Genomic DNA, 20,318 nt, shown 5'->3' with positions numbered 1-20,318 from the left:
CACAAGGCTGCCCTGGGGGATGGTGTGAAATACTGGCTGACTATCGCTTAGTGCGACAATAGTCCGTTAACCAGAATCGAGGTGATGATGCCGCTTGCCGCCGCAATCAGCACATAGTTGCCGTCGATATAGGACCAGTGCTGACCCTGCGGAGGGGCTGGCAGGCCGCGAGCGTTCCAGTCATTCACTCGATAACCATTGCCGCGATAGCGTTCCGGCGCCGGCTGCCCCTTACGGAAATCATGGCCATTCCACGCAAAGTGGTCTTGCTCATGACGATCCTGATGCGGCTTACTTTGTCCACGATTATTGGCGTGCTGGTCACGATCCGGGCCACGATTATCGCCGCCCTGACGATGGCTGTCGCCGTTGCCCTGAGGACCATTATTACCGGGCCCCTGTTGGCGATTAGCATCCTGGCCACCACGATTGTCGCCCTTCTGCCACTCTTGCTGTTGGCCGGGTTTGTAGTTGTCATTCGGGCCATCGGCGTAGGCCAGTGAACTGAATGCACACGCTAACATGACGGCCAGAGAAATCATCTTTTTCATAGTACACCTCCTGATATGGCTTTATTTTTACCGCCAGAATGTGGAGGAATAGTGAGCATCAGGATATCCAGGAGGATTCCTGGCTGATTTGAACCGCGTGAAACCAGCCGCCGCAGCGTACCGGAGAAAACTATCACCAATAAGAAAGGCCGCTTTCGCGGCCTTTATCAGGAATAGTGCTGGTTCGGTGATGCTGATTATTCAGTGACTTTATTTTTTAAGTCTTCAGCGCCCTTTTTGGTATCGTCCCAGCCTTTAGCTGCGCCATCTTTGGTGGCATCCCACCCTTTTTCAGTGGCGGCTTTGGTTTTATTCCAGCCTTTTTCCGTGCCTTCTTTGGTTTTATCCCAGCCCTTTTCCGTCCCTTCCTTGGTCTTATTCCAGGTTTTTTGTGCGCCTTCGCTCACCTGGCTGCCGACGCTATCGCTTTTGCCTTGCGCCGCATGTTCGGATTTCAGCTTCAGCTCATCGCCCTCGTTCTGGGCCTGATGCAGTTTTTCCTTGGCGGTATTAGCCTGTTCATGAGCCGTCGCGACGGTATCATCAGTTGCGTGTGTTGTCGCAGCAAAAACCGGTGCTGCTACCAGAATCGCAGATAATGCAATCATTGCTTTTTTCATCATGTCCTCTCTAACGTTCTTAATGTTATGAGTCACCTACAGCATGGCATAACATTCCGGTCATGACTTTAGGGATAGTTCTTAAAACTATTTAATGCGACTTTCGCCCGTTTTCAGGCTGAAACCCCTGCGCTTCCGGTACGGGCGTATATCTTCCAGTAAGTTTGTAACATTCCATTAAAATCCATTTTCATATACCTGCCGTTTATTTTCATACGCGAATAATTATCAAAATCATTCTATTATAAATTGGCAACGGTACTCATTTATGGCAATAAAATCAGTAAGATCGCTCATGTTTTTCACCGCACTCATCGGCACGCCTTTGCTTGGCTATGCCAGCCAGTACCCGCTTACCGTCACCGACCTCGACGGCAGAACCATTACCCTCCAGCATGAACCACAACGCATTATTTTGCAGGACGGACGGGATCTGATGGCGCTGGCGCTGCTGGACCGCGACAACCCGTTTAAACGAGTGGTGGCGTGGAATAATCTCGCGAAAAAACAGGATATTGCCACCTGGGAGATGCTCAAGCAGAAGTGGCCGCAGTCGGCCACGATTCTGGATATGGGGTTTAGCGACAAAGGCAATGTCGACCTGGAAAGCGTGCTCTCCCGCCAGCCCGACCTGATGATTGCCCAGTTGCGTGCGAAGCCAGCGCTGACGGAAAGCGGCATTATCAGCAAACTGGCGGCGTTGAACATACCGGTGCTGTTTGTCGATTATGAGATCAATCCAGCCAGGGACACCGCACCCAGCATCGACCTGTTAGGTCAGGTCCTCAACCGCGAAAGCAACGCCAAAGCCTATACCGACTACTACCGCCAGCATCTGCAGGCCATTGTGCAGAAAACGGCGGCTATCACCCCGAAAGCAACGGTGTTTGTTGAAGCACTGGCCGGGAATAGCGACGCCTGCTGCTTCACCCATGGTCATAGCGGCTGGGGAGGTCTGGTCGAGGCGGTGGGCGCCAATAATATTGGCTCACAGGTGCTGCCCGGTGCCTCCGGCTTTGTGTCGCTGGAAAAAATTATCAGCATGAAGCCCGACGCTTACATCATGACCGGTTCCAAACGCGGCAACAGCCAGGTCCTGCCGCTGGGTTATCAGGTCAGCCCGCAGGCGGTTAATGACCAGGCTCAGGTACTGCTGTCACGCACCGGCGTCAGCACTATCCCGGCGGTAAAAGCCCAGCACGCTTACGGGGTTTATCATCATTTCTACAACCACCCGTGGAATATCGTCGGGATGGAATATCTGGCGAAAGATATCTATCCGCAGCCCTTTAGCACCCTCGATCCGAATGAGACCTACCACTACATCGTGCGCCATTTCACCACGCTGCCCGATCTGCCGTTCGTCTTTTCCTGGAAACAAGGTGAGTAACCCCGCATGAGTTCAGCCACCGAACCCGACATCCGCACGGCGACCGCCGACGCGGATGACGTCATGACGCACTACCGCCGCATCCTGCGCCGCCGCATCGGCCTGATGCTGGTCCTGTTACTGTTGATTGTCGCGTCCCTGGTGCTCGACTTCGTCCTCGGGCCGTCCGGACTATCGCTGCATACCCTGTGGCAAACCCTGACCGCCCCCGGCAGTACCGGCGCCGGAACCCAGGTGATTGTCTGGGATATCCGCCTGCCTTACGCGCTGATGGCAGTGGTAGTCGGCCTCGCGCTAGGGCTTGCCGGGGCCGAGATGCAGACCATCCTCAATAATCCCCTCGCCAGCCCTTTCACTCTCGGGGTCTCCTCAGCGGCGGCATTTGGCGCGGCGCTGGCCATCGTGCTGGGGATCGGTATTCCCGGCATCCCCACCCAGTGGTTTGTCTCAGCCAACGCCTTTATCTTCGCCCTGCTGGCGGCGCTGCTGTTGGACGGCATCACCCGCTGGACCCAGGTCGCCACCTCGGGAGTGATTCTGTTTGGTATCGCGCTGGTCTTTACCTTCAACGCGCTGGTGTCGATGCTGCAGTTTGTCGCTAACGAAGATACCCTTCAGGGCCTGGTGTTCTGGACCATGGGCAGTATCGATCGCGCCTCGTGGCAAAAAGTCGGGATTTTGCTGGCGGTGCTGGCGGTGGTGATGCCCCTGTCGATGCTCAACGCCTGGAAACTGACCGCACTGCGCCTCGGTGAAGACCGGGCCATCAGCTTTGGTATTCACGTCCGCCGCCTGCGTCTGACCACGCTGCTGCGCATCAGTATTCTGTCGGCGCTGTCGGTAGCCTTCGTTGGGCCGATTGGCTTTATCGGGCTGGTGGCACCCCATATCGCGCGCCTGATGTTTGGCGAGGATCACCGGTTTTATCTCCCCGCCAGCGCCTGCATCGGGGCACTGGTGCTTTCGCTGGCGTCGGTGGCCTCAAAAAATCTGCTCCCCGGCGCCATTATTCCGGTCGGCATCGTGACCTCGCTGGTCGGCGTCCCCTTCTTCCTGAGCATTATTTTGCGCCATCGGGGGAACGTATGAGCCAACACGACTCAGAACAAACCGGGCTGACGATCGGCCATTTCAATGCCGGTTATCCAAAACGCCAGGTGATCCGCGACCTCACGGTTCCCCACCTGCCGCGCGGCAAAATCACCGCCCTGCTCGGCCCTAACGGCAGCGGGAAATCGACCCTGATGCGCGCCATTGCTGGTCTTGGCCCCTCCACGGGAGAGCTGTCGCTGGCCGGGGAAAACCTGCTGACGCTGCCGTTCTCCCGGCGGGCGGAAAAAGTGGTCTACCTGCCGCAAACCTTGCCGGCCGGGGTGCATCTGCATGTACTGGAGTCGATTATCGTCGCTCAGCGTGCGGCCGGCGGCCTTCGCCAGGCAGATAACCCGACAGAAGTGATGTCTCTGCTGCGCCTGCTGGGCATTGAGCACCTGGCACTCAGATACCTCGATCAGCTTTCCGGCGGGCAAAAACAGCTCGTCGGTCTGGCCCAGTCGCTGATCCGCCAGCCGGCATTACTGCTGCTCGATGAACCTCTTAGCGCACTGGATTTAAATTATCAGTTCCACGTGATGGACCTGGTGCGTAAGGAGACGCGCCGTCGGCATATCACCACCCTGGTGGTGGTGCATGATATTAATATTGCCCTGCGGCATGCCGATCATGTGGTGATGTTAAAAGAGGGGCGACTGCTGGCCGACGGCCCGCCGTCGCAGGTGATTACGCCGGAGATTTTAGCGGAGGTGTACGGCGTTCGCGGCCGCGTAGAACCCTGCTCACAGGGGATCATGCAGGTGATTATTGACGGTCTGGCAATCCCGGCGGGATAAGCAAACGGCCCGGGTTTTGTCGCCCGGGCCGTTCGTCGTCTGCCAATTAATGGTCGAGATAGAGATAGTTTTCCCAGCTCTTCATGCGGATCAGGATCTTTCTGATCAGCAGCAGTTCTTTCATATGGTCGGAGTAGACCGCCGCTTCAACCGTCGCCCCTTGCGGTAGCTTGTAGTTTTTGAAGCGATCGTCGGTGACTTTCATCACCACCAGCGCACGCCCCTGGGTGTTTAACGCCGCGGTCGTCAGCAGTTTTCCCTGCCCCTGGAACTGGCTTTCACCAATTGCCGGCAGTACAGCGGCCACTTCGCCCTGGAAAACGGTACCCGGGATCGCCGGGAACATCAGCTCAGCCGTTTCACCTTTTTCCAGACGCTGCAGCGAGTTCTGACGGAAGGCGGCCACGTACAGTCGGTCTGCAGGTGCCACCATCGGCACAAACGTCATCACCGGCGCCAGTCCAAGCGCGGTAGACATGGTGCCTGGACGCAGGCCAACGGTGCTGACATAACCGTCGGATGGTGCACGCACCACGGTGTTGTCGAGTTTAAACTGAGCCTTTCGCAACTGCGCCAGCAGCGAGGCGACGGTGGTATTCTCCCCGTTAACAACCGAGTTCAAATCGTTCTTCGAGCGCACCACTTCAGCCTGTGCTGCCTTGACGCTGGCCTCATCCGCTTTCCAGGTTTGAAGGCGGGTATCCACCATCTGATCGGAAAAGGCGCCTTTGTTGTGCCCTTCCTGATAACGCGCATATTCCCGCTGCGCCTGGTCGCGTTCGGCCACCGCTTTATTGAGGTTGGCCTGTGCGCTGTTCAGTGCAGAATTCAGCGACAGCGCGTTCTGGCTGGCCTGTTTCACCTGCGCTTCCAGATCGTCCACTTTCGACTGATATGGCGTCGGGTCGATGGTAAACAGGATGTCATCTTTATGCAGCATCTGATTGGCTTTCACCGGCACCGTTAAGACACGACCGCGCACCTGCGAAACAATCGGGACGGTACGAAAAACCTGATTCCCCACTTCGGTAAACGGTGCGTTATAGTTCATGCCAAAAATCACGCCGCCAATCAGGATAACTCCGCCCAATACCGCGGTCGGCACCGTCCATTTATTTAACGGAATGCGAAATATTTTAAATATCGCAATACACAGCGCGGCATAGGTCAGAAGCATTAACGTTTCCATTATTTTGCCTCCTTCTCTTTCAGCAGCGTTAATTCCTGCTGGACCCCGTCAAGGCGGGCCAGTACCGTTTCAAGACGCTGATGCAGATCATCCTGGTTATCTTCGATTCTTTTCATGCCCCAGCCTCGGTCATCGCGCCACAGGGTGGCCCAAATCCACAGCAGCGGCCACAGCACGTGCAGGGTGAATAAGCTCACCCACCCGGCGTAATGGATCGCATCCTGATGCGGGTGGTTTCTTTTTTTCGCAATTTCATAAGGGATATCGTGAATAACAATGATCCCGTAAAACAGGATCAGGACTACCGCAACCAGGATAGCCAATGCTACGTAATCCAGGGTCATAGAATAACTCCAGAGTAAATTTAAAATAAAATAGAAAGCTGAATTAAGATGTAGCGATCCCAGGAAATAATTAATTGTTATTTCCTGCCCAGCTATTAATCAGAATTTTTCAGGGATTTTCCGGTCAATAGAAATAAGCTGCCCTTTTTTCACCGTAATATATCCCCCCGATTTTAACGCCGCTAGTACCTGATAAACATAGCTTCTTGAAAGGTTCGTTCGTTTAATAATAAACGCGGACAAGCTTTCGCGTTTTCCGGTATCAATTTCGTTACGATACAGATAACGAAACAGCATCGACCTGATGGTCTGGAACCCCGATAAGTTGCCTCTTTCATTGCTGGCATCCAGCACAAAGATGCCCATATAAATCAGAATCGTGGCCAGCTCTTTCATATACCGCGGCGACGAGTGATAGAAAATGCGTTCAAAATCGCTAGCGGTGATTTTGCTAAAGCGGCAATGTTCCTGGCACTGGTAGACGAATTCAACCGGCGGGCAATAGTGCTCCAGCAGGCCCAGCGGCATATTTTCGATAACAATGCCCAGCAGGTTTTGCTCATCGTCAACGGCGAGGGTCATTTGCCCTTCCAGCACAAAGTAGATAAACCCCTCTGCGGGCTGGAAACGGTCACCGGCGGCCAGCTCCACAGACTCGCCACAGGCGATAACCTCAGGCAAGTGGGTCGTGAGCTCCAGCGTCTGGTAAAAAGAGTGGATATTGCCAAAACGACTCGTCATCTTATCGTGCGCTCTCCTTTACCAACCGGTAGCGGGCAAATTATTGCTGCACAAAATATACAGAAGAACCTCAGGCAGTAAAAGTCCACAGCTGGAGTTCTGCCGCTACCGTCTTGTTTTATCGCCCTCACAGGCTCGTTTCTTGCCCTGCCTCGCACTTTATCAGCCACGGCATTCCGATCGCTGGCAGGCTATGCTTTAATTAGCTAAACCGTTTTAATTAAGTTTAGCAAGAAGGTGGAATGAACATGAAAACAAACGTATGGGTACTTGGCGACGCCGTGGTGGATCTGCTGCCGGAATCGGAAGGTCGCCTGCTGCAATGCCCCGGCGGCGCCCCGGCCAATGTAGCCGTCGGGATCGCCCGCCTCGGCGGCCATAGCGGGTTTATCGGCCGCGTCGGCAACGACCCTTTTGGCCGCTTTATGCGTCACACCCTGCAGCAGGAGCAGGTCAACGTCAGCTATATGCGGCTCGACGAGCATCATCGTACCTCTACCGTGGTGGTTGAGCTTGATTCAAGGGGCGAGCGGAGCTTCACCTTTATGGTACGCCCCAGCGCCGACCTGTTCCTGCAGCCGGACGACCTGCCGACCTTTGCCGCCAACGAGTGGCTGCACATCTGCTCTATCGCCCTCAGCGCCGAGCCCAGCCGCAGCACCACCTTCGCGGCAATGGAGCAGATCAAACAGGCCGGCGGAAGGGTTAGTTTTGACCCCAATATCCGCCCGGATCTGTGGCAGGATCCGACGCAGCTGCACGCCTGCCTCGACCGCGCCCTACGCCTGGCGAATGTGGTAAAGCTCTCCGAAGAAGAGCTGGAATTGATCAGCGGCAGCCCTGATTTAGCCAAGGGCATCGCGATTCTGAGCCAGCGTTATCAGCACGATTTACTGCTGGTCACCCAAGGAAAAGCCGGCGTACAGGCAGTGTTCCAGCAGCAACGGGTTCACTTCAGCGCCAAGCCGGTGGTCAGCGTCGATACCACCGGAGCTGGAGACGCGTTTGTCGCCGGGCTGCTCGCCAGCCTTGCCGCCCACGGGATGCCGGAGACACTTGAGGCGCTGGAACCTACCATCGCCCTCGCACAAACCTGCGGGGCGCTCGCTACCACCGCCAAAGGGGCGATGACCGCCTTGCCTTATCAGCACGATCTTCAGCGCCAGTTTTGATCCCCCGGGCCGCCCGTTGCGGCCCACTTTGTTGCATCCATCACAATTATTAAACCGGTTTAGCAAATTATATTCCCAGCGCGTAATTATCGCGTTTAACATAGCACCTAAACCGGTTTAGCAAAAAACACACAATCTTCATTTTCACTTTTGGGATGCGACCAGAATGTTCAAAAAAAGCACACTCGCAGTTCTTATCGCTTTGCTAACCGGCGCCGGATCAGCCCATGCGCAAACCGACCTCAGCAGCATCGAAGCGCGTTTAATCGCGCTGGAAAAACGGTTGCAGGATGCAGAAAACCGGGCACAAACGGCGGAAAACCGCGCCGAGTCGGCAGAGAAAAAAGTCCAGCAGCTGACCACCCAACAGCAACAAACCCAGAACACTACTCAGGAGGTCGCACAGCGCACCGCAACGCTTGAGAAAAAATCCGCCGAGACCAGCGGCTTTGAGTTCCACGGCTATGCTCGTTCTGGGGTGATCATGAACGACTCCGGCGCCAGCACGCAGTCCGGGGCCTACATGACGCCGGCAGGGGAAACCGGCGGAGCCATCGGCCGTCTGGGCAACCAGGCCGACACCTACGTTGAAATGAACCTCGAGCATAAACAGACTCTGGAGAACGGCGCGACAACCCGCTTCAAAGTGATGGTGGCTGACGGACAAAGCAGCTACAACGACTGGACGGCCAGCACCAGCGATCTCAACGTCCGCCAGGCGTTTGTCGAACTGGGTAACCTGCCCACTTTTGAAGGCCCGTTCAAAGGATCCACCCTGTGGGCCGGGAAACGCTTCGACCGCGACAACTTCGATATTCACTGGATCGATTCCGACGTGGTCTTCCTCGCCGGGACCGGCGGCGGGATTTATGACGTGAAGTGGAACGACAGCCTGCGCAGTAACTTCTCGCTTTACGGGCGCAACTTCGGCGATATCGATGAGGCCAGTAACAGCGTCCAGAACTACATCGTCACCATGAACAACTTCGCCGGGCCGGTGCAGATGATGGTCAGCGGCTTGCGAGCGAAAGACAATGACGATCGTAAAGATACCAACGGTAATCTGGTGAAAGGGGACGCGGCAAATACCGGGGTGCATGCGGTGCTCGGTTTGCACAACGACAGTTTCTACGGCCTGCGTGAAGGCACCAGCAAAACCGCCCTGCTCTACGGACATGGGCTGGGTGCTGAAGTCAAAAGCATCGGTTCCGACGGCGCCCTGCGCCCGGGGGCCAATACCTGGCGCTTCGCCAGCTACGGCACTACGCCGCTCAGCAAAAACTGGGCTATCGCTCCGGCAATCCTCGCTCAGAGCAGCAAGGACCGCTATGTCGACGGCGACAGCTACCAGTGGGCAACCGTCAACATGCGCCTGATTCAGGAGATCAACCCGAACTTCGCCCTTGCTTACGAAGGCACCTATCAGTACATGGATCTCAAACCGGAAGGCTATAACGACCGCAATGCGGTGAACGGCAGCTTCTATAAACTCACCTTCGCCCCGACCTTCAAGGTCGGTAACATCGGTGACTTCTTCACCCGCCCGGAGATTCGTTTCTATACCTCGTGGATGGACTGGAGCAAAAAACTGGATAATTACGCCAGCGACGACTCGCTGGGCAGCAGCGGCTTTAAATCCGGCGGAGAATGGTCGTTCGGTATGCAGATGGAAACCTGGTTCTGATGAACCACGCCTGACACCAGAGAAACCCGGGGCCGCACGCACCTTGTGCCGCCCCGGAACAATAATGACGCAGACACTGCGCCCCCGTGAAGACGGGATCAATAGCTAAGAGCCTATCCCAGTAGGCGTACATTCAGAGGGTACTATGGATTTTGAACAGATTTCCCGCTCGCTGCTTCCCCTGTTGGGAGGTAAGGAAAACATCGCCAGCGCCGCGCACTGCGCCACGCGCCTGCGTCTGGTACTGGTCGATGACTCACTCGCCGACCAGCAGGCCATCGGCAAAATCGAAGGGGTAAAAGGTTGTTTTCGTAACGCCGGACAGATGCAGATTATTTTCGGCACCGGAGTGGTGAATAAGGTTTACGCCGCCTTTATCCAGGTGGCTGGGGTGGGCGAATCCAGTAAATCGGAAGCTGCCGACATGGCGGCGAAAAAACTGAATCCGTTCCAGCGTATCGCCCGCCTGCTGTCGAACATCTTCGTGCCGATCATTCCGGCGATCGTCGCCTCCGGCCTGCTGATGGGCCTTCTGGGGATGGTCAAAACCTACGGCTGGGTCGACCCGAGCAACGCTATCTACATCATTCTCGATATGTGCAGCTCGGCGGCGTTTATTATTCTGCCGATATTGATTGGTTTTACCGCCGCCCGGGAGTTTGGCGGTAACCCCTATCTGGGAGCAACGCTCGGCGGCATTCTGACCCACCCGGCGCTGACCAACGCCTGGGGCGTCGCGGCGGGCTTCCATACCATGAACTTTTTTGGTCTGGAAGTGGCGATGATCGGCTACCAGGGGACCGTGTTCCCGGTACTGCTGGCGGTGTGGTTTATGAGCATCGTCGAGAAGCAGCTGCGCCGGGTGATCCCAGACGCGCTGGATCTCATCCTGACACCATTCCTGACGGTGATCATTTCGGGCTTTATTGCCCTGCTGATTATCGGCCCGGCAGGACGCGCGCTGGGTGACGGCATTTCGTTTGTCCTCAGCACGCTGATTACCCATGCTGGCTGGCTGGCTGGACTGCTGTTTGGCGGCCTCTATTCGGTGATCGTCATTACCGGGATCCACCACAGCTTCCACGCCATCGAGGCCGGGCTGTTGGGCAACCCCGCCATTGGCGTGAACTTCCTGCTGCCGATTTGGGCCATGGCTAACGTCGCTCAAGGGGGCGCCTGCCTGGCGGTATGGTTTAAAACCAAAGATGCCAAAATCAAAGCCATTACCCTGCCGTCGGCATTTTCTGCGATGCTAGGGATCACCGAGGCGGCGATTTTCGGGATTAACCTGCGCTTTGTGAAACCGTTTATCGCCGCGTTAATCGGCGGCGCGGCGGGCGGTGCCTGGGTGGTATCGATGCATGTCTATATGACGGCGGTCGGCCTGACGGCGATCCCCGGCATGGCGATCGTGCAGGCCAGTTCGCTGCTGAACTACATTATTGGGATGGTTATCGCCTTCGGCGTTGCCTTTACCGTCTCTCTGCTGCTGAAATACAAAACGGACGCTGAATAATGTCACTTCCCTCACGGCTGCCTGCGATTTTGCAGGCCGTTATGCAAGGCCAGCCACGCGCGCTGGCCGACGAGCACTATCCTCGCTGGCACCATGCGCCGGTGACCGGACTGATGAACGATCCCAACGGCTTTGTAGCCTTCGACGGTCGCTACCACCTGTTTTATCAGTGGAACCCGCTCGCCTGCGATCATAAATTCAAGTGCTGGGCGCACTGGAGTTCTGCCGATCTGCTGCAATGGCAGCATGAACCTATCGCCCTGATGCCCGATGAAGAGTATGACCGCAACGGTTGCTACTCCGGTAGCGCGGTGGATAACAACGGAACGCTGACCCTGTGCTACACCGGTAACGTCAAATTCAGCGACGGCAGCAGGACCGCATGGCAGTGCCTGGCGACGGAAAATGCCGACGGCACCTTCAGCAAACTTGGTCCGGTGCTGCCGCTGCCGGAGGGCTATACCGGGCACGTGCGCGACCCTAAAGTGTGGCAGCATGAGGGGCGCTGGTACATGGTGTTGGGCGCCCAGGATCGGCAAAAGCACGGCAAAGTGCTGCTGTTCAGCTCCCCCGACCTGCACCAGTGGACCCACGAAGGTGAAATCGCGGGCTACGGGATCAACCATCTCGACGACGCAGGCTATATGTGGGAATGCCCGGACCTGTTCCCTCTCGGCGACCAGCAGCTCCTGATTTGCTGCCCGCAGGGCGTGACCCGCGAGGCGGAACGTTTTCTCAATAGCTACCCGGCAGTGTGGATAGCCGGCGATTTCGACTATGCCAGCGCCCGCTTCAATCACGGTGAACTGCACGAGCTGGATGCCGGGTTCGAGTTTTACGCCCCGCAAACCATGCAGACTCCCGACGGCCGTCGGGTGCTGGTTGGCTGGATGGGCGTTCCGGATGGCGAAGAGATGCACCAGCCGACGCTGGCCAACGGCTGGATCCATCAGATGACCTGCCTGCGCGAGCTGGAGTGGCACAACGGCACGCTGTATCAACGCCCGCTGCGCGAGCTGACCGCCCTGCGCGGCGAGGCCCACGGCTGGCAGCCGCAGCCTCTACCACTGGAACCGATGGAAATCGAACTGGCAACCGCCGGCGACGCGGCGTTCAGCATCGATTTCGGCGGCGCGTTAACGCTGGAGCGCGATGCCCACGGCATTCGTCTCGCGCGGCGCAGCCTCGTCAGCGACGAGATGCTCTATCGCTACTGGCGCGGTGATATTCAGACGCTGCGGATTTTCATCGACCGTTCAAGCGTGGAAATCTTCATTAATGACGGTGCGGGGGTGATGAGCAGCCGCTTCTTCCCACGCTATCCAGGGGAAGTCGTGTTCAGCGGTGCGACGCCGGCGACATTCTGCTACTGGTCGCTGAGGTCATGCATGGTAGTATAAGCGTTTTACTTTCAGGCGCATGTTGTCGTGATGAAAACCAAACGCGTTACTATTAAAGATATCGCCGAGCTGGCGGGTGTCTCAAAGGCGACCGCCAGCCTGGTGCTGAACGGTCGCGGTAAAGAGCTCCGCGTGGCGCAGGAAACCCGCGACCGCGTGCTGGCGATCGCCCGCGAACAACATTACCAGCCCAGTATTCACGCCCGCTCGCTGCGGGATAACCGTAGCCATACCATCGGCCTGGTGGTCCCTGAAATCACTAACTACGGGTTTGCCGTCTTCTCCCACGAACTGGAAATGCTCTGTCGTGAGGCTGGCGTTCAGCTGCTCATCTCCTGCACCGATGAAAATCCGGCCCAGGAGAGCATGGTGGTCAATAACATGATTGCCCGCCAGGTTGACGGGCTGATTGTCGCCTCGTGCATGCACAACGATGCCGATTACCTCAAGCTCAGCGAGCAGCTGCCGGTGGTGCTGTTCGACCGCTGCCCCAGCGAGAGCACGCTGCCGCTAGTGATGACCGACTCCGTCAGCCCAACGGCTGAGCTGATTTCCCGCATTGCGCCGCAGCATCGCGACGAATTCTGGTTCCTCGGCGGGCAGCCGCGGCTGTCGCCATCGCGCGATCGTCTGGCCGGTTTTACCCAAGGGCTGGCGAACGCCGGGGTGGAGCTACGCCCCGAGTGGGTGATTAACGGCAACTATCATCCCAGCTCCGGCTACGAGATGTTTGCCGCGCTCTGCGCGCGGCTCGGACGACCGCCAAAGGCATTGTTCACTGCGGCCTGCGGCCTGCTGGAAGGGGTACTGCGCTATATGAGCCAGCACCATTTACTGGATTCCGGGATCCATCTGGCGAGCTTCGACGACCACTATCTGTACGATTCGCTGTCGCTGCGTATCGATACCGTGCAGCAGGATAACCGCCAGCTGGCCTGGCACTGCTATGACCTGATAAGCCAACTGATTGAGGGCAACACGCCCGAGCCGCTACAGCGCTACCTGCCGGCGACGCTGCAAATTCGCCATCGTTGATTTACCCGCGCGATGTGAGTGATGGCATTGAAAAACGTCAGCTGACTCTTTAGCAGATAATTGACTTTGCCGCGTTAAACTGACGCGGCATCGAATGCGTCGAGTACGCTACTGGCGTAGTGCCATCATCGCTTCCGGCGCACCTTCAAAAATGAACGGATTGAGGAACATCCTTCCCCAAAATAGTTTTCTATCTACTTCACTTAGTTCTACCTCATCACAAATGGCTTTCCAGTTCATACGGACCGTTTCGAGATAATACGAAATAAGCTCAGTGGCTTCACGTTCACTCAGCAAAAATCGGGAGGCTGCCGACAGGCATACGGCAAGATTACTCATACGATTTTCACCGACGATCAGCATCGCCTGCGTGGCTTCATTGCCTGCGCGTCCTTGCGGACAAATATCATATGCAGGCGTCAGGCTAAGCGCTTTACCATCCCAGAATGCCGCATGATTTCTGGCATGATCGTCGGTGTTGCCGCAAATAACGTTGAAGACGAGACGACCAAACAGTTCCCGTAGCGTTTCTTTAGGTGCGCTAAAACGCTGGCGTATGATATCCGTCAGCTCCTCGTAGCTTGCATACCTTGCCATCATCTCATCAAGGCCCAAAATGGTCAGCGCAGAAACCATCAGGCGACGCTGCCATCCGGTCTGGCTTCGCAGGCGATCGAAACGCTCAATAAGCAGAACATCTTTACCGGCTGTATGACGAAAGAGAACAGGTGCAACATTTAACCCAACGCTGGCAGCCAGGCGCATGGCGATATATTCACCTTTAACAACGTTATAGGTGTCCGTTGAAGAAGAGAATTTGGCAATAAATTTACGCTCCCCGAATTCAATCATCGCTTTTGGCCGCGCGCCACCGAGTGAAGTACCATGAAATAACGCCTGTTCAAGATCGACGGTTAACGGTATACCGTTTTCCACCATCGACGCGGCCTGCATAAGTTCTTCAAGCGATGCCCCTCGCGGCGAACGTGGAACGTACTCCGTCGATGAACGCTGGAAATCAAGGCCACCAATCCGGTCAGAGCCGGACTCAAGCAGGTAGGTCATTTCATCCAGCGTGTTGGGATCGCTATTTCTCCCTTGTGCCCCCATCAGCCGGTTCAGAATCACTCTCCGCCCCCAGGCGTCAGGTGCAGCGTCACGTAACGCACTCGCCTGCTGTAAGCCTGGCGCAGGGAAAATCGCGCCTCTGACCAACGGAAGTTCCGGCGCATAAACCGCTATCGCCTCTTTTCGCTCCAGATAACTGCGACCGTAGTTGAAGATAAAACGATGGTTACCCCTGCTTAATACGCCTGCGACAACCGGCTCCGTAGCGCCGGGCAACCAGATCCAGACATACACCTGTGCAATATGATTATCAGAAATCATCATTTATCTCTTTCCTTGAGTGATGGACTGCGCGTGGCATCAGCGACAGCGTTTTCTCGGCGTTTGCGAGATGCAATGACATAGCCGATCTGTCGGGTGTAAACAACGGCACTCCCACGATAGTCGCCAGTTCAAACACGGCACCAATCGCACATCCCATATCCCCTTCTTCAGCACGATAGACGAGCCCTCGCGATACGCCAGCACGTTCCGCCAGCTCTTCAATGGTGAGTTTGGATTCGATGCGTGCGGTACGGATCATCATACCCAGCAGTCGGGCAGCATCGCGACTGTAACGGGAGTAGGTTCGAGCTGAAGGCTTTGCCATGGTGAATCTCTTGTCTTATTAATAGCGCATATCTTGCAAGTATATCCTGTTTATAGAACATCACAATTCAACCGACTGAAGCAGGCACAATGTAATGATGTCCTATAAATGACTCAAAAGTTAATAATACGCACTATTAATAGAACAAGTTCATGCATCAAGGCCGGTGATCCGCACCAGATGGACGGTAAGCCACAGCAGCTCGTTCCCGCCGAGGGTTATATCGAGCTGGGCCTTGACGTAATCGCGGATCCGCAGCGCGCAGCGGTAGGCTTCCGGGTACTCCTTAATCACCTGCACCAGCAGGAAACTGTCCCGCGCACCGTCCAGTTCCCCCTCCTGTAAACGCTGCAGGAAGAACTGCATATGGACCAGAAAGCGCGAGTAGTTAATCGATTCGGTGTCTATCTCCTGCTTAAAGTGATACTGCACGAGATTAAAAATATCCTTCAGCATTTTCACCGACTGCATGGTCTGCGCCACGTCATCGCCCTCGCTCTGGCCGTTGACCAGATGAAAAGCGATATTGCCGGCTTCCTCTTCCGGCAGTTCAATGGCGTACTGCTGGCGAATAATTGTCACCGCTTCGCTGGCGACGCGGAACTGCTGCGGGTAAAAGCGCCTGACTTCCGGCAGCAGGCGGTTTTGAATAGCGATCCCCTTGCGGCTACGCTCGATGGCAAACGTCAGGTGATCGGCGAGGGTAAAGAAAATCTGCTCGCGAACCTTGTTGGCCAACTGCATATTGGCGCGGGAAATAATCATCGCCGCCATTTCGATAACCTCATCCGGGATCGCGGAAAGCGCCTCCAGATAACCGCTGCGTGTGCCCAGCGTTTGGGTCACGAACAGCTTCTCGATCTTCTCCGCCGCTATCTCATCTCCCGGCCGGCTGTTAAAACCAATGCCTTTTCCCATGACGATAACCTCCCGGTTATCGTCGTCGGAAGAGAGCACCAGGCTATTATTAAGCACCTTCTGAACAATCATGGTTGAGACTCGTGGTGGTTGCCGTTTTGACGAATGACATCCTTATACCACCAGAAGCTGCGCTTGCGGATCCTTTGCAGACTCTTCAGCGACTCCTCGCCGCGGTCGACATAAATAAAACCGTAGCGCTTGGCGTAGCCCTGGTGCGTGCTGACGACATCAATCGCCGCCCACGGGCAGTAGCCCATCAGCTCGACCCCGTCGGCGATCGCCAGACGCATTTGCTCGATATGCGCCGCCAGGAAAGCGATGCGGTAATCATCATTCACCGTTCCATCGTGCTCCAGCTTATCCGGCGCTCCCATGCCGTTTTCGCTGATCAGAATCGGCAGACCGTAGCGCTCACACACTTTGCGTAGCGTCAGGCGCAGGCCGACCGGGTCCACCACCCAGCCGTATGGCGTTTTATCGACCCACGGATTTTCCGCCGGACGATACACCCCGGTTTCCCCCAGCATAATTTGCTGATCGCCGGCGCGGGGCGCGACATCATTGCCGTCTCCCCGGCTGGCCACGATAGTGGCCGTCGAGTAGTAGTTGATGGCGATAAAATCAGGGCGCCCCTGCTGTAAAATCAAAGCATCTTCCGGCAGCATTTCCGGCGCGAGGCCGCGATCCTCAAGATAGGCCCACGCCAGGGCGTTGTAGCGCCCGTGCACCGCGACATCGAGAAAGCCCCAGCAACGCAACGTTTCCCAGTTATGCGCGGCGATGGCATCTTCCGGTTTACAGCTGCCGGCGTACATCGAGGTGGTATTGATCGCCGGGCCGATGCGCAGCCCAGGAAACTCACGGTGGCACAGGGCAAAGATCTGCGCCTGGGCCAGCATCATATGGTGGTTGTGTTGGTACAGCGCCTTTTTGTCCGGCAGCGCCCGATCGGCGGGCACGCCAATTGCACCAGGGTGGAGGATCATGGTGTTCTGTTCGTTGATCGTCAGCCACAGCGATACTTTATCGGCAAACTCGTTGAACAGCAGCCGGGCATAGCGGACAAATGCTTCGCCGGTCTCGCGGCGCATCCAGCCCCCTTTGAGTTCCAGCGCCCACGGCAGGTCAAAGTGATACAGCGTGACGATCGGTGTGATCTGGTGGCGGACCAGTGCCTCAATCAGACGGTGGTAAAACGCCAGCCCGGCAGGATTTACCGGGCCGTCGCCGTCCGGGATCACCCGCGACCAGGCCACCGAGAAGCGATAGGCCTTCAGACCCATCTGCGCCATCAGAGCAACATCCTCTTCCACGCGATGATAGTGGTCGCTGGCGACACGAAAATCTGCCGTTCCCGGCGGGTGGCTGAGCATATCGACAACCGACGGCCCTTTACCGTCTTCGTTCCACGCCCCTTCGACCTGATAGGCCGAAGTCGATGCTCCCCACAAAAAACCGTCCGGGAACCTGGCCTGCTGTTGATAGATCATGCCTGAGCCTCCTTCGCGGATTGCACCATCAGTGGCTCGCCATAATTCACCTGCGCGGCGGCGGTCACGCTGAGCTGGCAATGTTCGTCACCATTGACCACCACCACCGGGGTAATCACATCGTATCCGGCACGCTCGATGGCGGCGATATCAAAGCGGATCAGCTCCTGCCCGGCTTCCACCACATCCCCGACCTTCAGCGAAGAGCTGAAGTGCTGGCCGTTGAGGTTGACGGTATCAATCCCGATATGCACCAGCAGTTCAAGTCCACTTTCATGTTGTAAACCAACCGCATGGCATGACGGCAGGAACATCATCACCTTGCCATTAAACGGCGCTTTCAGGCACCCCTCTTGCGGACGAATCGCCACCCCTTGCCCCAGCAGACCGCTGGCGAAGACATCATCATTCACCTCGCTTAACGGCACGACCTGACCACGCAGCGGGCTGAGCACCTCAATGTCACTTTCGCCTTTCGGGCTGACGGCAGGCGGTGGCGTCACGTCAGCCACTTCTTGCTCCTCGGGCGCATCTTTAAAGGCGATAAACCAGGTCAGGGTAAAGGTCACCACAATGGAGATCGCGCAGGTTACCAGCGCATGGACGATGTTCATCGGATTTTCACCGATAAACGCCGGCAGCGCCGCCAGACCTGGAGAAACAAAGGCATAGCGCACCAGACCGCTAAAGCCCGCGTACATCCCGGCGCAACCGCCGCCGATCATCGCCGCGATCATCACACGGCGGAACTTGAGCAAGACCCCGTACAGCGCCGGTTCGGTGATGCCCAGCAGCGCGGTAAAGCCCGATGAAGAGGCCAGCTGGCGCAGGTTGCTATTTTTGGTTTTCAGCGCCACGCACAGCGTCGCAGCGCCCATCGCCACGTTTGACGCCAGCATCCCCGGGCCGTTAATCATTTCGAAGCCATTTTTGCTGAGCTGCCCGGTGGCAATCGGCGTCATCGCCCAGGCGGTGCCGGTAATAATCAGGAACGGTTGCAGGGTGCCCATCAGCATCGGGATTAACCAGCTGGCGTGGCGGTCGATAGCGCCTGCTCCGGCAGCCACCAGATCGTTAAGCAAAATGCCCGCCGGCCCCACCACCACCAGCGCCAGCGGCGCGGTGATCAACAGGATCAGCATCGGCTTAATGAAAAACTTGATAATCGAGGGCGACACTTTTTCGGCAAAGCGCTCCACCCACGACATCAACCACACCGTCAGGATGATCGGCAGCACCGACCCGGCGTAATCGGAAAGCAGCACGTTGATGCCGACAAAATCGACCGCTTTACCGGCCGCCAGCATCTGGCCGATGCCCGGATGCAGCAGCACGCCGGCGAGGGTCATCGCCAGAATCGGGTTGCATTCAAACTTCAGCGACGCCCCGTAGGCCAGCAGCACCGGCAGGAAGAAGAAGGCGGCATCGGCAATAATATTCAGCAGCTGCCAGGTCGAGCTGGTTTCGCTAATCACTCCCGTCAGTTTGAGGATCGCCAGCAGCGCTTTAATCATCCCCGCGCCGGTAATCGCCGGGATAACCGGGGTGAAGGTGGTGGAAATGACGCTGATAACCCGCGCGACGATACCGGCCGGTTTGGCGTTTTTATCGCCGCCTGCCGGGTTTTTCTTTTCCGGTAGCGCTTTATTGAGCAGGCGGTACACCTGCTGCACTTCATTGCCGATAACAATCTGGAACTGGCCGCCCTTCTCCACCACGCTGATCACGCCGGGAATGGTGCCAATCTGCGCGTCGTTGACCTGTGCGCGGTCGTTGAACTCCATGCGCAACCGGGTTGCACAGTGGGTGAGCATACGGATATTCTCCGCGCCGCCCACCGCGTGGAGGATTTTTTCTGCTGTTTCGTTATAGTTCATAGTGTTCCCTGGTGTTGGGGCAAAAAAAAAGACCAAAACAGAGACGCTCCCCACTGTACGGGAGAGCATTCCTATTTTGGTCTTGCCTGCTTTCGCAGTAGCACGCCATCATAAAAATGGGTTATTTCGGCGGATTATCTAAGCGGCCTTTGCCGATTTCAATGATGACCGAACAAAAGTGTGAACTGGATTAAGTAAATTCTTAAGCGAATACATCTTCCAGCAAGGAGGCTAATCAATGAAAAAATACAGCTACCCATGGTTAATATCCGTCACCGTCGTGACCCTGCTGGTGATTTTTTTCAGCGTGACATGGCGAGTCGAAATCGATCGGGTCACGTTTCTCTATCCGGCCATGATCCGCGATATGCTGTATGTTGCCCTGGGACTGGCGCTGTTGGGCAGCGCGTTGTTTATCTGGTTTATCATCCGTAAGGGCAACACGCGCAACACCTCTCTTCGCCAGTGGTTGACCGTCGTGGGCGGCAGTGTGTTGTTGGCCTTTGGCCTGGCGATGCTGATCCAACATGTGATACTGACCACCCTGACCTGGCTGCTGCCCGGCGAGGAGTCCACCTATACCGCGCCCTACCAGTATACCTCCGGCGGATCGCGCAGTTGCTCCGGAGCCTACGTTGAAGATCCGCAGCTGCAAAAAGAGATCCGCATCTGCTATCCCTTTGGCTACTATCCCGATGACAACCGGATTACGGTTATAAAACGCAGCAACGCGCTGGGCATCGTTATCCTCTATGCGCAAACCTTCACGCTGGATGAGTAGC

At 56.4% G+C, this 20,318-nt stretch carries 19 protein-coding genes; 9 read left to right on the top strand and 10 right to left on the bottom strand.

From position 1 onward, the window contains the following. Positions 1 to 47: 47 nt before the first annotated feature. Together ACMYSO_RS20255 and ACMYSO_RS20250 are read right to left on the bottom strand one after the other, a co-directional pair. Complete coding sequence (locus ACMYSO_RS20255) at positions 48 to 551, bottom strand: RcnB family protein (RefSeq protein ID WP_434667256.1); 504 nt, start codon at positions 549 to 551, stop codon at positions 48 to 50. 197 nt (positions 552 to 748) lie between these two features. Then, a complete protein-coding gene (locus ACMYSO_RS20250; protein ID WP_434670848.1) occupies positions 749 to 1,171 on the bottom strand; it encodes a hypothetical protein in 423 nt (140 codons plus the stop codon). 268 nt (positions 1,172 to 1,439) lie between these two features. On the opposite strand from ACMYSO_RS20250, the gene ACMYSO_RS20245 reads away from it, so the two are divergent. The 3 genes from ACMYSO_RS20245 to ACMYSO_RS20235 are packed head-to-tail and all read left to right on the top strand — an operon-like array spanning position 1,440 to position 4,450. Further along, positions 1,440 to 2,561 (top strand): ABC transporter substrate-binding protein, encoded by a 1,122-nt coding sequence (locus ACMYSO_RS20245; RefSeq protein WP_434667253.1) that lies wholly within the window; start codon positions 1,440 to 1,442, stop codon positions 2,559 to 2,561. Positions 2,562 to 2,567: 6 nt separating this feature from the next. After that, on the top strand, positions 2,568 to 3,650 hold the full coding sequence (locus ACMYSO_RS20240) for a FecCD family ABC transporter permease (RefSeq protein WP_434667250.1): 1,083 nt from the start codon (positions 2,568 to 2,570) through the stop codon (positions 3,648 to 3,650). Then, entirely contained in the window at positions 3,647 to 4,450 is an 804-nt protein-coding gene (locus tag ACMYSO_RS20235) for an ABC transporter ATP-binding protein (RefSeq protein ID WP_434667247.1), read from the top strand. Before ACMYSO_RS20240 ends, ACMYSO_RS20235 begins: the two co-directional genes overlap by 4 nt. Positions 4,451 to 4,496: 46 nt before the next feature. Here ACMYSO_RS20235 and ACMYSO_RS20230 read toward each other — a convergent pair whose 3' ends face one another. The 3 genes from ACMYSO_RS20230 to ACMYSO_RS20220 form a co-directional block, all read right to left on the bottom strand. Continuing rightward, positions 4,497 to 5,639 carry an HlyD family secretion protein gene (locus ACMYSO_RS20230; protein ID WP_434667244.1) on the bottom strand — a complete coding sequence of 381 codons (1,143 nt, stop codon included), beginning with the start codon at positions 5,637 to 5,639 and terminating at the stop codon, positions 4,497 to 4,499. Then, positions 5,639 to 5,983 (bottom strand): DUF3302 domain-containing protein, encoded by a 345-nt coding sequence (locus ACMYSO_RS20225; protein WP_434586036.1) that lies wholly within the window; start codon positions 5,981 to 5,983, stop codon positions 5,639 to 5,641. The genes ACMYSO_RS20230 and ACMYSO_RS20225 overlap by 1 nt, the downstream gene beginning before the upstream one ends. A 99-nt stretch (positions 5,984 to 6,082) precedes the next feature. Then, positions 6,083 to 6,724, bottom strand: a complete 642-nt coding sequence (locus ACMYSO_RS20220) for a helix-turn-helix domain-containing protein (protein ID WP_434667242.1) — start codon at positions 6,722 to 6,724, stop codon at positions 6,083 to 6,085. 248 nt (positions 6,725 to 6,972) lie between these two features. Here ACMYSO_RS20220 and ACMYSO_RS20215 point away from each other — a divergent pair, with 248 nt between their 5' ends. The 5 genes from ACMYSO_RS20215 to ACMYSO_RS20195 all read left to right on the top strand — a co-directional run bounded on the left by ACMYSO_RS20215 (position 6,973) and on the right by ACMYSO_RS20195 (position 13,531). Continuing rightward, entirely contained in the window at positions 6,973 to 7,896 is a 924-nt protein-coding gene (locus ACMYSO_RS20215) for an aminoimidazole riboside kinase (protein WP_434667239.1), read from the top strand. 166 nt (positions 7,897 to 8,062) lie between these two features. Continuing rightward, a complete protein-coding gene (locus ACMYSO_RS20210; protein WP_434667236.1) occupies positions 8,063 to 9,580 on the top strand; it encodes a carbohydrate porin in 1,518 nt (505 codons plus the stop codon). Between the two features lie 145 nt (positions 9,581 to 9,725). Continuing rightward, complete coding sequence (locus ACMYSO_RS20205) at positions 9,726 to 11,096, top strand: sucrose-specific PTS transporter subunit IIBC (protein WP_434667233.1); 1,371 nt, start codon at positions 9,726 to 9,728, stop codon at positions 11,094 to 11,096. Continuing rightward, on the top strand, positions 11,096 to 12,496 hold the full coding sequence (locus tag ACMYSO_RS20200) for a sucrose-6-phosphate hydrolase (RefSeq protein ID WP_434667231.1): 1,401 nt from the start codon (positions 11,096 to 11,098) through the stop codon (positions 12,494 to 12,496). The genes ACMYSO_RS20205 and ACMYSO_RS20200 overlap by 1 nt, the downstream gene beginning before the upstream one ends. 30 nt (positions 12,497 to 12,526) lie before the next feature. Further along, positions 12,527 to 13,531, top strand: coding sequence for a LacI family DNA-binding transcriptional regulator (locus ACMYSO_RS20195; protein WP_123755811.1), 1,005 nt, complete (start codon positions 12,527 to 12,529; stop codon positions 13,529 to 13,531). Positions 13,532 to 13,639: 108 nt separating this feature from the next. Here ACMYSO_RS20195 and ACMYSO_RS20190 read toward each other — a convergent pair whose 3' ends face one another. The 5 genes from ACMYSO_RS20190 to ACMYSO_RS20170 all read right to left on the bottom strand — a co-directional run bounded on the left by ACMYSO_RS20190 (position 13,640) and on the right by ACMYSO_RS20170 (position 19,536). Beyond that, entirely contained in the window at positions 13,640 to 14,920 is a 1,281-nt protein-coding gene (locus ACMYSO_RS20190; protein ID WP_434670847.1) for a type II toxin-antitoxin system HipA family toxin, read from the bottom strand. Next, on the bottom strand, positions 14,910 to 15,248 hold the full coding sequence (locus tag ACMYSO_RS20185) for a helix-turn-helix domain-containing protein (RefSeq protein WP_123755809.1): 339 nt from the start codon (positions 15,246 to 15,248) through the stop codon (positions 14,910 to 14,912). The genes ACMYSO_RS20190 and ACMYSO_RS20185 overlap by 11 nt, the downstream gene beginning before the upstream one ends. Before the next feature lie 150 nt (positions 15,249 to 15,398). Further along, positions 15,399 to 16,238 (bottom strand): BglG family transcription antiterminator LicT, encoded by an 840-nt coding sequence (gene licT / locus ACMYSO_RS20180; RefSeq protein WP_434667228.1) that lies wholly within the window; start codon positions 16,236 to 16,238, stop codon positions 15,399 to 15,401. Continuing rightward, positions 16,235 to 17,659, bottom strand: coding sequence for a glycoside hydrolase family 1 protein (locus ACMYSO_RS20175; RefSeq protein WP_434667225.1), 1,425 nt, complete (start codon positions 17,657 to 17,659; stop codon positions 16,235 to 16,237). Before ACMYSO_RS20175 ends, licT begins: the two co-directional genes overlap by 4 nt. Beyond that, entirely contained in the window at positions 17,656 to 19,536 is a 1,881-nt protein-coding gene (locus tag ACMYSO_RS20170) for a beta-glucoside-specific PTS transporter subunit IIABC (RefSeq protein ID WP_434667222.1), read from the bottom strand. Before ACMYSO_RS20170 ends, ACMYSO_RS20175 begins: the two co-directional genes overlap by 4 nt. Positions 19,537 to 19,774: 238 nt before the next feature. Between ACMYSO_RS20170 and ACMYSO_RS20165 the strand changes: the two genes are divergently transcribed. Beyond that, on the top strand, positions 19,775 to 20,317 hold the full coding sequence (locus tag ACMYSO_RS20165; protein WP_434667219.1) for a hypothetical protein: 543 nt from the start codon (positions 19,775 to 19,777) through the stop codon (positions 20,315 to 20,317). Position 20,318: the final 1 nt, after the last annotated feature.

Source organism: Klebsiella sp. B345 (assembly GCF_051131735.1).
Lineage (GTDB): Bacteria > Pseudomonadota > Gammaproteobacteria > Enterobacterales > Enterobacteriaceae > Klebsiella.
The sequence above is the reverse complement of the archived record's forward strand: the minus strand, read 5'-3'. Positions and strand labels throughout refer to the sequence as shown.

Bases quoted from the DNA above. Each gene is read 5' to 3' on its own strand.
- ACMYSO_RS20200 (WP_434667231.1), top strand. From the start codon at position 11,096: ATGTCACTTCCCTCACGGCTGCCTGCGATTTTGCAGGCCGTTATGCAA.
- ACMYSO_RS20195 (WP_123755811.1), top strand. From the start codon at position 12,527: ATGAAAACCAAACGCGTTACTATTAAAGATATCGCCGAGCTGGCGGGT.
- ACMYSO_RS20215 (WP_434667239.1), top strand. From the start codon at position 6,973: ATGAAAACAAACGTATGGGTACTTGGCGACGCCGTGGTGGATCTGCTG.
- ACMYSO_RS20235 (WP_434667247.1), top strand. From the start codon at position 3,647: ATGAGCCAACACGACTCAGAACAAACCGGGCTGACGATCGGCCATTTC.
- ACMYSO_RS20185 (WP_123755809.1), bottom strand. From the start codon at position 15,248: ATGGCAAAGCCTTCAGCTCGAACCTACTCCCGTTACAGTCGCGATGCT.
- ACMYSO_RS20225 (WP_434586036.1), bottom strand. From the start codon at position 5,983: ATGACCCTGGATTACGTAGCATTGGCTATCCTGGTTGCGGTAGTCCTG.
- ACMYSO_RS20210 (WP_434667236.1), top strand. From the start codon at position 8,063: ATGTTCAAAAAAAGCACACTCGCAGTTCTTATCGCTTTGCTAACCGGC.
- ACMYSO_RS20220 (WP_434667242.1), bottom strand. From the start codon at position 6,724: ATGACGAGTCGTTTTGGCAATATCCACTCTTTTTACCAGACGCTGGAG.
- ACMYSO_RS20245 (WP_434667253.1), top strand. From the start codon at position 1,440: ATGGCAATAAAATCAGTAAGATCGCTCATGTTTTTCACCGCACTCATC.
- ACMYSO_RS20250 (WP_434670848.1), bottom strand. From the start codon at position 1,171: ATGAAAAAAGCAATGATTGCATTATCTGCGATTCTGGTAGCAGCACCG.
- ACMYSO_RS20175 (WP_434667225.1), bottom strand. From the start codon at position 17,659: ATGATCTATCAACAGCAGGCCAGGTTCCCGGACGGTTTTTTGTGGGGA.
- ACMYSO_RS20230 (WP_434667244.1), bottom strand. From the start codon at position 5,639: ATGGAAACGTTAATGCTTCTGACCTATGCCGCGCTGTGTATTGCGATA.
- ACMYSO_RS20255 (WP_434667256.1), bottom strand. From the start codon at position 551: ATGAAAAAGATGATTTCTCTGGCCGTCATGTTAGCGTGTGCATTCAGT.
- licT (WP_434667228.1), bottom strand. From the start codon at position 16,238: ATGATTGTTCAGAAGGTGCTTAATAATAGCCTGGTGCTCTCTTCCGAC.
- ACMYSO_RS20170 (WP_434667222.1), bottom strand. From the start codon at position 19,536: ATGAACTATAACGAAACAGCAGAAAAAATCCTCCACGCGGTGGGCGGC.
- ACMYSO_RS20190 (WP_434670847.1), bottom strand. From the start codon at position 14,920: ATGATTTCTGATAATCATATTGCACAGGTGTATGTCTGGATCTGGTTG.
- ACMYSO_RS20165 (WP_434667219.1), top strand. From the start codon at position 19,775: ATGAAAAAATACAGCTACCCATGGTTAATATCCGTCACCGTCGTGACC.
- ACMYSO_RS20205 (WP_434667233.1), top strand. From the start codon at position 9,726: ATGGATTTTGAACAGATTTCCCGCTCGCTGCTTCCCCTGTTGGGAGGT.
- ACMYSO_RS20240 (WP_434667250.1), top strand. From the start codon at position 2,568: ATGAGTTCAGCCACCGAACCCGACATCCGCACGGCGACCGCCGACGCG.